At 68.0% G+C, this 15112-nt stretch carries 12 protein-coding genes; 5 read left to right on the forward strand and 7 right to left on the reverse strand.

All coding sequences use genetic code 11. The annotated features are described in order from the left end of the window. Nucleotides 1-72 precede the first annotated feature (72 nt). Nucleotides 73-330, forward strand: coding sequence for an FmdB family zinc ribbon protein (locus QCD75_RS01415; RefSeq protein ID WP_301224956.1), 258 nt, complete (start codon nucleotides 73-75; stop codon nucleotides 328-330). 392 nt (nucleotides 331-722) lie between these two features. Then, the gene (locus QCD75_RS01420; protein ID WP_441005425.1) at nucleotides 723-1313 is read left to right on the forward strand and encodes an RcpC/CpaB family pilus assembly protein; all 591 of its coding nucleotides are present in this window, start codon (nucleotides 723-725) and stop codon (nucleotides 1311-1313) included. 117 nt (nucleotides 1314-1430) lie between these two features. On the opposite strand, the gene QCD75_RS01425 is transcribed toward QCD75_RS01420, so the two are convergent. The 7 genes from QCD75_RS01425 to QCD75_RS01455 form a co-directional block, all read right to left on the reverse strand. Then, nucleotides 1431-5588: an AAA family ATPase gene (locus tag QCD75_RS01425; RefSeq protein WP_301224958.1), complete on the reverse strand. Its 4158-nt coding sequence runs from the start codon at nucleotides 5586-5588 to the stop codon at nucleotides 1431-1433. Between the two features lie 271 nt (nucleotides 5589-5859). Continuing rightward, nucleotides 5860-7449: a glutamine-hydrolyzing GMP synthase gene (gene guaA, locus QCD75_RS01430; protein ID WP_301224960.1), complete on the reverse strand. Its 1590-nt coding sequence runs from the start codon at nucleotides 7447-7449 to the stop codon at nucleotides 5860-5862. Between the two features lie 223 nt (nucleotides 7450-7672). Continuing rightward, on the reverse strand, nucleotides 7673-8185 hold the full coding sequence (locus QCD75_RS01435) for a DUF3817 domain-containing protein (RefSeq protein WP_301224962.1): 513 nt from the start codon (nucleotides 8183-8185) through the stop codon (nucleotides 7673-7675). Next, nucleotides 8182-9045 carry an SURF1 family protein gene (locus QCD75_RS01440; protein WP_301224964.1) on the reverse strand — a complete coding sequence of 288 codons (864 nt, stop codon included), beginning with the start codon at nucleotides 9043-9045 and terminating at the stop codon, nucleotides 8182-8184. Before QCD75_RS01440 ends, QCD75_RS01435 begins: the two co-directional genes overlap by 4 nt. 129 nt (nucleotides 9046-9174) lie before the next feature. After that, complete coding sequence (locus QCD75_RS01445; RefSeq protein WP_301224966.1) at nucleotides 9175-9663, reverse strand: PTS sugar transporter subunit IIA; 489 nt, start codon at nucleotides 9661-9663, stop codon at nucleotides 9175-9177. Nucleotides 9664-9733: 70 nt separating this feature from the next. Further along, a complete protein-coding gene (locus QCD75_RS01450) occupies nucleotides 9734-11485 on the reverse strand; it encodes a glycerol-3-phosphate dehydrogenase/oxidase (RefSeq protein WP_301224968.1) in 1752 nt (583 codons plus the stop codon). A 74-nt stretch (nucleotides 11486-11559) separates the two neighbouring features. Next, a complete protein-coding gene (locus QCD75_RS01455) occupies nucleotides 11560-12696 on the reverse strand; it encodes a GuaB3 family IMP dehydrogenase-related protein (RefSeq protein WP_226762066.1) in 1137 nt (378 codons plus the stop codon). A gap of 190 nt (nucleotides 12697-12886) precedes the next feature. Between QCD75_RS01455 and QCD75_RS01460 the strand changes: the two genes are divergently transcribed. The 3 genes from QCD75_RS01460 to QCD75_RS01470 all read left to right on the forward strand — a co-directional run bounded on the left by QCD75_RS01460 (nucleotide 12887) and on the right by QCD75_RS01470 (nucleotide 15080). Continuing rightward, nucleotides 12887-13750, forward strand: a complete 864-nt coding sequence (locus QCD75_RS01460) for a hypothetical protein (RefSeq protein WP_301224970.1) — start codon at nucleotides 12887-12889, stop codon at nucleotides 13748-13750. Nucleotides 13751-13802: 52 nt separating this feature from the next. After that, complete coding sequence (locus QCD75_RS01465; protein WP_301224972.1) at nucleotides 13803-14426, forward strand: hypothetical protein; 624 nt, start codon at nucleotides 13803-13805, stop codon at nucleotides 14424-14426. Nucleotides 14427-14546: 120 nt separating this feature from the next. Continuing rightward, the gene (locus QCD75_RS01470; RefSeq protein WP_301224974.1) at nucleotides 14547-15080 is read left to right on the forward strand and encodes a hypothetical protein; all 534 of its coding nucleotides are present in this window, start codon (nucleotides 14547-14549) and stop codon (nucleotides 15078-15080) included. Nucleotides 15081-15112: the final 32 nt, after the last annotated feature.

Here is a 15112-nt window from a genome sequence, read left to right on the forward strand (position 1 = left end):
TATCACCAAATCGGCGGAGATCCTGACCGCACAGCACGGGACCTGCTCGTTTGTCCCAGAGGAGGATTTCCAGTGCCCACGTATGCATACGCCTGCAAGGACTGCAGCCACGCCTTCGAGATCGTGCAGTCGTTCACCGACAGCTCCCTCACGTCCTGCCCGGAGTGCCAGGGGACCCTGCGCAAGAAGTTCAACAGCGTCGGCGTCGTCTTCAAGGGTTCCGGCTTCTACCGGACTGACTCCCGCGCCGCTAAGGGCAGCACCGTCTCCCCGGCCCCGGCTCCCGCGCCGGCAGCAACTCCGGCCCCCGCCGCCGCTTCCGCAAGCTAGGAACCGCCTGCGCGGCCTGCCGCCGACCCGTGCTCTGTCGCCTGCCGCAAGATGCTGCCTGCTGCCTGCGCAGGCTGCTGCATCTCCGGGCAGATTTTCCCACATAGCCGCAACGACACCTGCACTGTCTCCGCGCCGATGCGTAGCGTCGGGCTATGGCCACTCTTGCACCGTTCGCCCCGCCCGTCGGCACCATCCCCGCGGCATCCCAGTGCGTCTTTTTTCGCGGTGCCTTGCGCCATTCTACTGTTCGTAGGATCGGCCGTTCCGCCAGGCGCCGCGCACGGGGGCCGACCTCCGGAAGCCCTCCGCACGGACCAGGATGCGCCGGCCGGCCGTCCCGTCAACTGGTCCGTTGGCTGAACCGGCACCGGCGGCTGGCGGTGGCGCTGCTGCTGTGCGTCGCTGCCGGTCTCACGGTGCAGCAGCTGACTCCGGCCCCGGCCGACACGGTGCCGGCGTTCGCCGCGGCACGGGACCTTCCAGCCGGGAAAACACTCGTCCCGGATGATCTGACGGTTCTGAGCGTGCCCCGCGACCTCGTACCCGCGGGCAGCTATGGCGGCACCGATTCCCTGCGGGGCCAGCAGTTGGCTGTGGCACTCCGCAAGGGCCAGCTGCTTTCCGACTCCCAGCTCCTGGGGCCCGGGCTGCTGGCGGGAAGTCCGCCGGGATCGGCCGCCGTGCCGCTGCGGATGTCAGATCCCGCCTCAATCCAGCTGCTATCCCCCGGACAGCTCGTCAATGTGGTGATGACCAACGGCAACGGTTTTGACCAACCAGCGGTATCCCAGGTGCTCGCCGCGGCGGTGCCGGTGCTGTGGACGTCCGGGCACGGCGGCGGGGCCGGCCCATGGCTGGCCACCGGGGAAACCGAGGGCCTCCTGGTCGTGGCTGCCGATGCCGAGCAGGCGCACCGTCTCGCCGGTGCCTCCACCCAGGGAAAGCTGTTCTTCGTTCTGGTTGGGGCCGCCCCTGGCTAGGCTGCTACCCGGCGGAGACCGCCGGAAAGCCCGCTCCGAAGCGGTGCAGTATCACCCTGGCGCGCGGCAGGGCCCGGGCGGTGCAGTATCACCCGGCCCTGGGCAGGGCCGGAACGACTAGCCCCAGTGCGGGGGTTTCTGTTCTTCAAGCCAGGAGTCGTGGTCGTAGCCGCCCGGCTCATCGCCCCAGCGCCGCGGGTCGTCTTCAGCGGCCTTGTTCGGCAGCACGCCGGCCGGGACCGGGGAAGGCACGGCGGGTGTGCCGTCCCTGGCGTCCTCCCGGGAGCCGTCGTTCTGGGCCTCGGCACTGTTCTGAACCCCGCCGTCGTTCCGGACCCCGTCGTCGTTTTGGACCCCGGCGCCATTCTGCACGTCGTCGTTGTCCCGGGTGTCACCGTCAGCATTCATGCCGCCGGCCTCCTTACTGCCCTGATCTGTTCTGTCCTGATGCGCGCTGTCCGGCTGTCCCGAAGCGGTCCGACCGTCAAAGGCCTGCGCTTCGTTGACGGCCAGGTTCTCAACGTCGTCGTCGAAGAATCCCGGCGAAGCCGGCTGGCGGTGCGTCACGGCCGGCTTTTCCAGCCCCAGGTATCCGCCGATGCGGTCGGCGCAGGCCGAAGGATCGGTGAAGACCTCTATGGTCCATAGTGGCATGTAGCGCCAGCCCAGTCGCTCCAGGAGCTGCGGACGGAGCCTGCTGCGTTCACGGACGGTCAGCCGGCGGTACTGTTCGGTGCCGTCGGACTCAATCGCCACCGGCCGGGGAATCTCGGCGTCGTCCTGCCCGAGGGTGCTCAGCGGATCGGCCGCGGCCACCATGTTCAGGGCGCCGTCGTACTGGTGCCAGACCCGGGCACCCCTTGCCCGCAGCCGGTCGCCGAGATCCGCCACGAGGGGGTCAGCTCCCAGCGCCTGCTCGCTGGCAGCCGCCCGCGAAGCCGGGCTGCCGAGATTGGAGTTGCCCGCGATTTCCCGGTCCAGCAGCTCATAGAAGTCCACCGCGCCGTGGCTCAGCCGGGTCACGTCGAGGTCCTCGGGACGGAAGCAGCTCAGCACGTACAGCGACCGGCGCGCCCTCGTCATAGCGAGGGCAAACTTGGCCCGTCCGCCATCCGCGGACAGCGGACCCAGATTGTGCAGCGCGCGCCCGTGCGGGGTGCGGCCGTAGCCCGGTGAAAAGATCACATGATCGCGGACCAAACCCTGGGCTCGTTCCAGGTCCACCACCCGGAAAGATTCGTCCCCGGCGGTGAAGAAGCTGGCCAGCAGCGGATAGTTGGGCAGCTGCAGCCGGATGGACTCGCCGATCCGGGCTGCGTGCCGGAGGCTCCCGGTCACCACGGCCAGGGATGTGCGGGGCCGGAGCCGTGCGTGTTCGAAGACAAGCTCCACCGCCCGGTTCACCTCGGCGACCACGGATTCGACGCCGTCCTGGTCCGCGCTGGGGAGTCCGGTGCCGTCGGGCAGGTACTCCACCGTCAAGGCACGGTCCAGCCCGGTAGCGGACTGGCCCTCCGGCAGCCGGCGCAGTCCGCCGTCGTAGAAGCTCCTGCTCAGCTGCCGCACGAGGTCTTCGTCAACGGCGCGGTAGATGGTCTTCAGGCTCCAGACGGGCAGCACCGAGGCCAGCGCCTTGTACGCGCTCTCCACGCCCTGGTGGGAGCTCTCGCCGGCGGCAAGCCGCTCCACACTGACCGTGAAGGTCCGCGGGCTGGCGATCCGGTCGTCACCGAAGGCAATGACCTGCCGGGCCCGGGCGATGGCCGGCAGGACAGCCTGCAGCGAAGTCGCCTCGGCGTCGAGGATGACAACGGCGTCGAACCGCTGCTCCACCGGCAAGACCGCGGTCAGGAGATAGGGGCTGACCGACCACACCGGAACCAGCATCGGCAGCAGTTCCGCGGCCTGACCGGTCAGCGCCGCCAGCGTGACCCGACCGTCCTTGAGCAGGCTGCGCAGCAGTTCGGTCTGGCGCGGGTGCTCCGCGAGAGCCGCCCGCCAGCGTTCGGCAAGATTCCAGCGCAGCCGGGCGGCACCGCTGGCGATGTGGGCGTTGTCCGCGAGGCGGTACTCGGCTTCGAGCTGGCGCAGGGCGTCGCCGTCGGACATGGCCAGGTAATCGTCGCCGCTGATCATGGCTTCCAGCGCCGACTGCCACCAGGCGAGCTCAAGCTCCGTAGCCACGGAGTCCGCCGGCACCTCGCGCTCGGCGAGATCGGCGAGGAGTTCACCGAGGCCATGCTCGCGCATGTTCTCCACCAGGAGCGTGCGCTCCGGCAGGGTCTCAAGCGTGCCGGTGTCGGCAACCAGCCGTTCCAGCCGCTCCATGAGTTCTTCGTAGGGTGTGCCGTGCAGGTCTCCGCCTGCCGCGGTGTGCCTGACGGCCTGGCCCAGCTCGGCAAGTTCCGCTTCCAGCTCGCGGTACAGGGAAATGATTTCCCCGAGGCCGGACGGGACGGCCGGATGGCGCTGCGTCGTGGCGTAGTCGGCCCACGCGGCCCGCTGCTCCTGGACGAGGACCAGGGAGCTGTGCAGGTCGGCGATGTGGACGCCCGGGCGGACGTATTCCTTCGCCACCCGGCGCAGGCGGGAGCGCTGCATGGACGGCATCTCGATGCTCCGTTCCCGGCGCCAGGAGGAGGCCGCGGTGGCGGAGATGAGGTCGTGGACCGGACGGTCAAAAATGTCCGGGGTGAATTTGTCGAGGCTTTCGCGCACTGCGACCAGCAGTTCAACCTGGTCGCCCCACTCAGCGAAGGTGCGGCCCAGGCGGATCTCGGCATGTTCGGCGACGCCGTTCATCCGGTTGCGCAGTTCAGGCAGCTTGCCGGCTACGGAGCGGGCGACCTGCTGGGCCTCCTGGGTCTCCTTGCGGGTCAGCAGGCGGGCGCCGTGCCAGGGGCTCATCGTCGAGGCCCGGCTGAAGCTTCCCAGCTCGGCTGCCCGGCGGAGCCGGTCGGCCAGTTCCTCGCGGTCCCGGATGCTGTCCAGCACGCTGCGCTTGAGCCGCACGGTGGTGGCCGGTGCAGGCTGGAGGGAGGTCAGCCCGGCCAGCGACTGCATGGCCTCGTACGGCGAGCAGCCCCAGCGTTGGCGGACGTTGTGCAGTGAGGCGACGTGGTCCCGAAGGGCGTGGCGGTGCTCGATCAGTGTGGTGTGCAGGTTGCTGAGCTGCGGCTCGAGGGATTTCTCGTTGCGCACGATGGCCCGGACCAGCTGGCCCTTGAGCTGCAGTGGAGTGGCGTTGCCGGCGAGCTGGAACAGGGTGGAGTCCAACCCGAGGGTGTCCAGCTGCGCGGAGATCTCACCCAGGCTGGCACGCCGGTCCCCCACGACCAGGACGGTTTTGCCCTGGTCGACGAGGGCGCCGATGGTGTTGATGGCGGTCTGGGTCTGGCCGGTGCCCGGCGGGCTGCTGACCACGAGGGAGTCCCCGGCGCGGACGGCGTCGACGACGTACTGCTGGTCGGTGTCGGCGTCGAGCAGCAGCAGTTCGTCGGCGGGATCCCGCGCGTCGGTGCTGGGGAAGCGCCCGGGCTTGAGCTCAGCAACCTCCACCGCACCGCCGTCGGCGGCACGCGCCAGCGCGGCCACGAGGGGATGGTTCCCGTTGATCCACGGATCCTCAAGGCTCCCGGACAGGTCGGCGAAGGTGGAGACCAGGAGGTTGTGCTCGACCTCGGCGCCATGGATCGGCTGGATGAGCGTGCCGAGGCGGTCAAGGACCGGCTGCGGATCGAACCGGGCGGTGCTGTACGCCATGCGGGTGACGGCGTTGACGTCGAAGACGATCCCGTGGACGGTCTTCAGGTGCCGGACCAGGGCAGGGTTGATCTTGGCCTGTTCGGTCAGCTGCAGTTCGTAGTCGTCCTCGCCGGGGCGGACCGTGAGCGAGATGGCCGTCAGCATGACGGGGGCCGAGACGCGCTGGGGTTTGCCTCCGACGGCGGAGGTCCAGACGACGGTGCCCGCCGAGAAGTATCCGGCATCGATGCCGCGGTCGTTGGTGAGCTCGAAGATCTTGGACCGCAGGTTGCGGGAGGCACGGGCGGCGACGACGTACTGCTGGTGATCACGGATCAGGGTGGAGAGCCGGGTGCGCCGGCCGGCCATCAACTGCGCCAGGCCCGAGGGATGGGCATGCGTCAGATCGATGGAGCCCTCAGGCGTTTTGGTAAAGCGCAGCATGGTGTCTGCTCCGGTGACGGGCTTGAGCCCCGACAGCCATTTCCTGAGCTCCTCGGAGCCCTCGGGGTGGCCTTGACCAACTGACACTGCTGCCTTCTTTTCTGTGCTCGCGTTTACTTTGCTCACGTTATCCGTGCCCGCGCGGGACGTCCTGGACCATACCGGCATGCTTTCGAGGGTAGCCCGAATCCGGTCCCGGTGAGGCGCCGCAACACTGGCGGGACCCAAATTCAACGGGAATTAACAGGATCGCCGTCCCTGGCCAATGCCCTGTCCGAATCCCTTCCGGGAAGACCCGGGCAGACGCAAAATGGCCGTCCCCCACAGGAGGCCGGCCATTTCCCTGCCTGTTACCAGGCTACTCCCACTCGATGGTTCCCGGCGGTTTGCTGGTCACGTCGAGCACCACGCGGTTCACACCGTCCACCTCGTTGGTGATGCGGTTGGAGATCCTGGCCAACAGATCGTAGGGCAGCCGCGACCAGTCCGCGGTCATGGCGTCTTCGGACGATACGGGACGCAGCACGATCGGGTGGCCGTAGGTGCGGCCGTCGCCCTGGACGCCGACGCTGCGGACATCGGCCAGCAGGACAACCGGCATCTGCCAGACCTCGTTGTCCAGTCCGGCAGCGGTCAGTTCCGCCCGCGCAATGGCATCTGCCTTGCGCAGCAGGTCCAGCCGCTCCTTCGTGACTTCGCCGACGATCCGGATGCCGAGGCCCGGTCCGGGGAACGGCTGGCGTCCGACAATTTCCTGCGGCAGGCCAAGCTGGGCGCCGACGGCGCGTACCTCGTCCTTGAACAGGGCGCGCAGCGGTTCGACGAGTTCGAACTGCAGGTCCTCCGGCAGGCCCCCCACGTTGTGGTGGCTCTTGATGTTCGCGGCACCTTCGCCGCCCCCGGATTCCACGACGTCCGGGTACAGGGTCCCCTGCACCAGGAACTTGATCTTTTCGCCGTGCGCGGCTGCCTCGGCGATGATCGCCAGTTCGGCTTCCTCGAAGGCGCGGATGAATTCGCGGCCGATGATCTTGCGTTTGGTCTCCGGGTCGCTGACGCCGGCCAGTGCCGACTGGAAGCGCTCCTGCTCGTTGGCGACGTAGAGCTTGACGCCGGTGGCGGCCACGAAGTCGCGTTCGACCTGTTCGGCTTCGCCCTCGCGCAGCAGTCCGTGGTCCACGAAGACACAGGTCAGCTGGTCGCCGACGGCGCGCTGGACCAGGGCGGCGGCCACAGCGGAGTCAACGCCGCCGGACAGGCCGCAAATGACCCGGGCATCGCCGATCTGTGCACGGATCCGGTCGACCTGCTCCTCGAGGATGTTCCCCGCGGTCCAGTTCGCTTCCAGCCCGGCGCCCTTGAACAGGAAGTTCTCCAGCACCTGCTGGCCATAGGCCGAGTGCTTCACCTCCGGGTGCCACTGCACACCGTAGAGGCGCTTCTCCTCGTTGGCGAAGGCGGCGACCTCGGCTCCTGCGGTCGTCGCGAGGACCTCGAAGCCTTCCGGGGCCTCGTGCACCGAGTCGCCGTGGCTCATCCAGGTGCTCTGGTGCTGGGGCATGCCGTCCAGGATGGAGCGGCCTTCGCCGAGGGTGGTGGTCTCGGTGGCTCCATACTCGCGGAGACCGGTCTGGGCCACCTTGCCGCCGAGTGCGTTGGCCATCGCCTGGAAGCCGTAGCAGATGCCGAAGACCGGCACACCGGCGTCGAACAGCTCCGCGCCGACGCTGGGGGCACCTTCGGCGTAGACGCTCGCGGGGCCGCCGGAGAGGATGATCGCGGCGGGGTTCTTGGCCAGCAGTTGTTCGGTGCTGTAGGTATGCGGAACCACTTCCGAATACACGTTCGCTTCCCGGACGCGGCGGGCGATCAGCTGCGCGTACTGGGCACCGTAGTCAACAACCAGCACGGGCTTGTGGGACGTCTGGGATGCAGAGGGAGTAGTCACAGTCCTAGCCTACTTTGCGGCGCCGTCCGCCCGCACATTGAGAAGGCCGCCCGGGGCCTGAAACGGCCGCCGGGTAAGCGAACTCACATGGGAGGGCGCGACGTCGGCCAGCGGCACGCCGCGGGGGCAGATCAGGGCGGATCAGGCGTCCGCATGCGCCCTGATCTGCCCCCGCGGCGGCTCGAGGCCGCCCCGGGGCGGCCGGGCGCTGTCCGGGGCAGGCTCAGTAGCGCTGCGGGGCCTGCGGGTTGGCGGCCAGCTCGGCCTCCACCTCGGCATGGAACTTCTTTTCCACGAAGAAGGACAGGAACGGCACCACGCCGCCGAGCGCCAGGACGATCATCTTCGAGAACGGCCAGCGCATCAGCGACCACAGGCGGAAGTTGGACATGAGGTACACGACGTACATCCAGCCGTGCACGATCAGCACCGCGATGGAGACGTTCACGCCGCCGATGACCCCCGGCGGCTCGGCGTCGGCGAATCCGAAGCCGAACGGCTCGCCGGTGACGGCGTTGGTTCCGCCGGCGAAGAGGTACTGGCCGAAGGCGTACCGGGCGATCAGTTCGGCGCAGAGCAAGAGCAGCATGGAACCGGTCAGGTACGCAAGGACCTTGTAGAACTTCAACGCCGACCGGATCTGCGCCTCGGTTCCGCCGAAACGGCGCTTCTTGCCGCGCGCGCTTCCCGTGGCGTTGGACTGCTGCGGCTGGACGGCCGGCTGGGGCTCGATCATGATTGCACTTTCGGTTCGGAGGGGTGCGGTTCGTTGGGGTCAGGTTCCGGGAGGTGCCGGGCCGCGGCTTCCTCCTCCTCGTCGAGGGCGTCCTCGAGACCGCGGCGGTAGTCGTCCTTGACCAGGCGCCACCAGATGAACAGGGCGAAGCCGGCGAACACGACCCACTCCGCGGCGTAGAAGAGGTTCAGCCAGTTGACCTTCCCGGCAGACGGCTGCGGCCCGACGTTCAGCGGTTTGAGCGCTCCGCCGGACGCGGCGGCACTGACATCGCTGCCGCCGGAGGTCTCGGAGCCCGCGGCAACGAAGCCGGGGTAGCTGCTGACTTCCCAGATGTTGATGAGTTCCGCGACGGAGACGGCGCTGGCCCGGCCGGGGCCGGCGTCGGTCCCGGGCAGCGGGGCCTCGGACGGCAGCAGCCGCCCGGTCAGTTCAATGGTTCCCGACGGCGGCGCGTCGGCATCCGCGGGGTCCGCAACCCAGCCGCGGGCGACCGGGATCCAGGTCTGCGGCGAGGCACCGGCCCCGGTCAGGACGGGGGCATCCTTCACAGCCAATGCCGAAACGACCCAGAATCCCTTGGCACCGTCGTTCAGGCGCCCCGGCACCAGGACCTGCTTCTGCGGGTCGTAGCTGCCGGTGGCGGTGATGATCTGGTCAGCAACCGATCCGGGGAAGAAATCTCCGGGCCGGAGCACGGCGGTGAGCGGTTTGGGCTCCTCGGTGATGGTGGAGACCGTCACTTCGGGCTGGGTCGAGCGGCCGAACTGCCACTGGCTGAGCAGCACAAACACCCCGGAAATGACGATCGCGAACACCAGTCCGGCGATCCAGCGGGGTTTGAGGGCAGTCTTCAGCACCCCTTAACCGTACTTCGTCGGCGCGTAGAACAACGAAACGGAGAGTGGGACCAGGGCCTGCCCCCAAAGTGGGCAGCAGGGTCGCCTCGTGGCGACGGGGCCAAGGCGCAAGAGCCTGCCCCCACTTTTTCAGTGGTCGAAGAAGACCAGGCTGGAGTTGATGAGTTCGGCGATCACTTCGGGGTCGTAGGCACGGCGGAGCGATTCGCGGAAGGCTTCCTTCGACAGCGACCGGGCGATGGTCGCCAGCACTTCGAGGTGCTCGGAGAAGGAGCTCGCCGGGGTTGCGATCAGGAGGACCACGGTGGCGGGCCCGTCGGCGGCGCCGAAGTCCAGGGCCTTGCCGTATTTCGTGATGCCGACGGCGATAGAGGTCCGGGACACGAACTCGCTGCGGGCATGGGGCAGGCCGATGCCGCCGGGCAGGCCGGTGGCCATCTGGTGTTCCCGGGCGTTGACGTGTTTGAGGAAGCCTTCAAGGTCGGAGATGCGCCCGGCGGCATGCATCCGTTCCGCCAGTTGGCTGGCAGCGTCGAACTTGTCGGTGGCGTCCATCTCGAGGATCACCATTTCGGGGGTGGTGAGCTCGGCGTCATACCGGTCCAATGGTTCCGCCAAGAGTAATCCCTTCAAAATGGCGTCAGTCCGCCGGCAGGCTCGGGTCGAGGCTGCCGGCGGACTCTGCCGGTCAACGCAGCGGAACGATGTCCTCGACGCCCAGTCGTGCTGCGTCAGCGGATTCGTCGTCCGGCTGCTCCTGGCTGAGCCGTTCGGCGTCGACCCTGGCCAGGTAATGCTTGATCTCGCCCTCACGCTGCGCATCGCTCCAGCCGAGGACATCTCCCATCAGTTTAGCTACTACCGGCGCGGCGGACACACCGCGGTCCCAGGCCTCGATGGAAATCCGGGTCCGGCGGGTCAGCACGTCCTGCACGTGGCGCGCGCCCTCGTGGGTGGCGGCGTAGACGGCTTCGGCGGCAAGGTAGTCGTCTGCGCCGGGCAGCGGCTCGGCCAGTTCCGGGTTCCCCGCGATGAGAGCCAGCACCTCCGGGGCCATCGAACCGTACCTGTTGAGCAGGTGTTCGATCCGGGCGACGTGGACGCCGGTCTCCTCGGCCATCCGGTTCCGTTTGTTCCAGGCGGCCTTGAATCCGCTGGCACCCAGCAGCGGGATGGATTCCGTGCAGCTCGGCGGGACGCGTTCGTCCATGCTGCGGGTCGCCTCGTCCACCGCGTCCTTGGCCATGACCCGGTAGGTGGTCCATTTGCCGCCGGCCACCACGACGAGTCCGGGGACGGGGTGGGCCACCACGTGCTCGCGGGAGAGTTTGGCGGTGGAGTCGTTTTCCCCGGCCAGCAGCGGGCGCAGCCCGGCGTAGACGCCTTCGACGTCCTCACGGGTCAGCGGGCGTTTCAGGACCTTGTTCACATGCTCCAGGATGTAGTCGATGTCCTTGCTCGACGCGGCGGGGTGGGCCTTGTCGAGGTGCCAGTCGGTGTCGGTGGTGCCGATGATCCAGTGCCGGCCCCAGGGGATGACAAAAAGGACGGACTTTTCGGTCCGCAGGATCAGCCCCACGGTCGACTGGAACCGGTCCCGGGGCACCACGAGGTGGATGCCCTTGGAGGCACGGACCTTCAGCTGGCCCCGGTCGGTGACCATCGCCTGGGTCTCGTCGGTCCAGACCCCGGTGGCGTTGATGACCTGCTTCGCCTTGATGTTGAACCTGGAACCGTCCTCGTGGTTGACCACCTTGGCACCCACCACGCGTTCGCCCTCCCGCAGGAAATCGACCACGGACATCTGGTTCACCGCGTGCGCCCCGTAGTAGGCCGCAGTGCGGATCAGGTTGGCGCAGTACTTGGCGTCGTCGACCTGGCCGTCGTAGTACCGGATGGAACCGACGAAGGCGTCGTCCTTAAGGCTCGGCGCGGCCCGAAGGGTCCCCCTGCGGCTCAGGTGCTTGTGGAACGGCACGCCCCGGCGCTGACCGGTGGAAATGGACATGGCGTCGTACAGGGCAATGCCGGCGCCCACGTAGGGCCGTTCGAAGAAGGGCTTGGTGAGCGGGTACAGGAACGGAACCGGCCGGGCGAGGTGCGGGGCGAGCGCCGAGAGGATCAGCCCGCGTTCGTGCAGCGCCTCCTTGACCAGGGCGAAGTCGAGCATCTCCAGGTAGCGGAGTCCGCCGTGGATGAGCTTCGAGGAGCGCGAGGAGGTGCCCGCGGCCCAGTCGTTGGCCTCGACAATCCCGACGCTCAGGCCGCGCGTGACTGCGTCCAGGGCGGCGCCGGTGCCGACGATCCCTCCGCCGACTATCAGGATGTCGAGTTCCTTGCCCGGGCTGGTGGTGCCCCTGAGCACCGCCAGTGAAGCTTCGCGTTCCGCAGGCCCAAGGGCACCGCCGGCCTTGGGAGAGCCACCGGGAAAACTGTTCATGTCACGCCTCCATCAGCATCATCGCTCGTAGTGCACCACACTACTTCCAACTCCCCCGGATGGGCAGGGGGCTTTCAGTTGCCGGCGTAGGGCGAGACCACGACGTCGACCCGCTGGAATTCCTTCAGGTCCGAATAGCCGGTGGTCGCCATGGAACGGCGCAGCGCACCGATCAGGTTGGACGTCCCGTTGGTGTGGTGGCCCGGCCCGAAGAGAACCTCCTCGAGGGCTCCGACGGTGCCAACGTTGACCCTGTCGCCGCGGGGAAGTTCAAGGTGGTGCGCCTCCTGGCCCCAGTGCCAGCCCTTGCCCGGCGCTTCTTCGGCGCGGGCGAGGGCACTGCCCAGCATGACCGCGTCGGCGCCCATGGCGATCGCCTTGACGATGTCACCGGAGGAGCCCATACCGCCGTCGGCGATCACGTGGACGTAGCGTCCGCCGGACTCATCCATATAGTCGCGGCGGGCAGCGGCGACGTCGGAGATGGCGGAGGCCATCGGCGAGTGGATGCCGAGGGCGCGGCGGGTGGTGCTTGTGGCCCCGCCGCCGAAGCCGACCAGCACGCCGGCGGCACCGGTGCGCATGAGGTGCAGTGCCGGTGTGTAGCCGGCGGCCCCGCCGACGATCACGGGGACGTCGAGTTCGTAGATGAACTGCTTGAGGTTCAGCGGCTCGTGGTCTTTGGAGACGTGCTCGGCCGAGACGGTGGTGCCGCGGATCACGAAGATGTCGACGCCGGCTGCCACGACGGTCTTGTAGTGCTCCTGGGTCCGCTGCGGGGTGAGGGAGCCGGCAACGGTGACGCCCGCGGCGCGGATCTCCGCGAGCCTGGTGGTGATCAGCTCCGGCTGGATCGGCGCCTGGTAGAGCTCCTGCATCCGGCGCGTGACGGCCGGGCTGTTGGTCTCGTCCTGGAGCGCGCCGATCTGGTCGAGTACGGCCTGCGGGTCCTCATACCGGGTCCAGAGGCCTTCGAGGTCGAGGACGCCGAGTCCGCCGAGCCGGCCAAGCGCGATCACCGTCTCCGGCGACATGGCCGAATCCATCGGCGCCGCGATGACCGGCATGTCGAACTTGTAGGCGTCGATCTGCCAGGCGACGGACACATCCTTGGGGTCACGGGTACGTCGGTTGGGGACGATCGCAATGTCATCCAGGGAGTAGGCACGACGCCCACGCTTGCCACGGCCAATTTCAATCTCGTAAGTCACTGCTCTAGGTTATCCCAGCCGCGCCACCGGCCACGGACCCGGCGGGACCGTGGAGCCGGAATGTGCCCGGGACTGCAGCGGGGGACATGACATGGGCAGCGGTGCCCATGGCAGCCGCCCGCAGAATCCCATAGCCTGAGGGAAAAGGTCCTCGCCGAGTGCCCTTACCCCACTCCTAGGAGGACCACCCATGGCCCCTGGCCTCTACGGCGCCGATATTGAACAGTTGCGGTCACTTTCAAAATCCATGGGACTCTCCGGATCGCGCCTGTCGGACACCGAACACAGGATCAACGGCCTGGTCGCCAGCACTGCATGGAAGGGCGCCGACGCGGAGCGCTTCCGGATCGAGTGGACCGGCACTTTGCGCCCCAAGCTCAACCAAGCGACGCGGTCCCTGATCGATGCCTCCAAACTCCTTCTCACGCAGGCCGATGAGCAGCAGGAGGCCAGCACGCAGGGTGGCGGCGCAGGTTCCGGGCCCGGCGGGACGGCACATCCCGGTACCGCCGGAGACAGCCCTCCCACCGGACTGGAAGGCATCGTCTCCGGAGCCGGAAGCTCGCCATGGTGGGCCGCCAATGGGGCAGTCACCGGCGCCGGCCTCTACGCGGACGATCTGCTGGCCACCATGGCCAAGGGCGGGCTCGTCACCAAACTGACCAACTGGCCCATGCTCAGCGCACAGTACGGCCAGGCCGCCGAGGCCGGGTACGTCCGGGGAACCCAGCTTCTCAACGGGACATCCATGCTGGGACGCCTTTCCGGCGGATTGGGCGTAGTTACCGGTGGGATACAGCTGACGCAGGGATTGTCCACCGGCAACACCGGGATGGCGATCGACGGCGGCATCTCCACCGTCCTTGCGGCCGGGAGCTTCATCCCAGGAGCCGGACCCTTCTTCGCTGTTGCCGGCATCGCGTGGGGCGGCTTGGGCCTGCTGGCGGGCAACCTTGGCTACGGTTCCGCCTCGGAGATGATCGGGGATGCCGCCGAAGACACAGCCGATGCCGTGGCCGACGGCGCCAAGAAGGTCTGGGGCTGGCTCACCTGAGCGCCCACCTTCCCTAGACTAAGAACCGAGACCTGTCGCCCGAAAGGCTGCTATGACCACTCAAGACGACGCACCCCTGCTCATCACCGAACACGAACTGATTGCCTTGATCGCTTTGGCGGGCACCAGCGGGGCCCTCAAATGCCAGCGCATGTTCAGGCTCGACCACGCCGCCGGCGCACCCCTGGAGCAGGCCGGCGTGGCCACGCTCCTGGAACGTGGGCTCATGACAATCGAGGGAGAAGGTCTCCTTCCGGCCGGTCCCGCCACCAGCGTCACCGCCGCCCTGGCGGGTTCGGACGCCTGGCTGGAAATCGCGTTGGTCACTCCCAAGGCTGAACACGTCTATTTCCTCTTCGGTTCCGCCGATGGCGCCCTGATCCTCAGCCTCAGCAAATACGGCGTGCACGAACTGCGCCCGCTCACCAACGCTGACGGCATGTTCACTACTGCCATCGAGATGGTGAATTTCTACCTCGGCACCGCACCCGACGGCCGGCCGGCCGCGGGCACGCTCCGCAGGCACCTTGCCGACGACTCATTCCGCGCCGTCCACGTCAAAGCGGGATCGGATGGTTCCCTTGAGCTGCGCGAAGGCGAGGGTGAGGACCTCCCCGCCACTGCCCTGCTTCCGGAAGACCTGGAACAGCGACTGCGCAAGGGGCTGGGTCTGTAGTCCGACATGAGCCTTCCAACTCCTTTCCCCGCCGGCCAGCCTGCGCATCCCCTTGATTACTGGACTTCTCCGGAGCTGGCACGGGTCAGTCCACCCAACGCACCCTCCCGTTTGCGGCAGTTGGCTGATGCCCAGGGCACCCTTGCCGCGGCCTGGAGCAGCGCCATCGGATCCGGGCCCCTCCTGCTCCTGACCGGTGGCTTCGTCTCGGCCATGTCAGGCAACCCCGCCTGGGTCTTGATCCTGGGCTTGCTGGGCGTTGCTTTGACGGTGCTGGGCCTGGTCTCCTGGAGGCGGGTACGTGGCACACTGCCGAATACCAACAGGCTCCTCATTGCCCGCGGCCCGGGGTCGGCGCGCGGCGGCGTCATGATGGTGGCCGTCCTGGCCATCATTCTGGGCTGCATTCTGGCCACCGCTTTCCCCGGGATCGCTTCCCGGGGAACTGCGACGCTGGCCGCGGTGAGCGGCGCGTATGTACTCTTCGTGGCTCTCCTGGCAGCCTTTATCCTCATCCCGTCCGTAGTCCTGGGACGGGCCCGGCAGTCCTTCCGGCGAAGGATCCACACGGACCCGGGGCTCCGCACCGCGGTGGAGGGCGATCTGGCCATGTGGCGCGACCCACAGGGCAACGCGGGTTACGGCCCCCTGTAAAGGACTGCAGGCAGGAGTCCTACGGGGTGACG

The organism is Arthrobacter sp. PsM3, assembly GCF_030433895.1.
Lineage (GTDB): Bacteria > Actinomycetota > Actinomycetes > Actinomycetales > Micrococcaceae > Arthrobacter.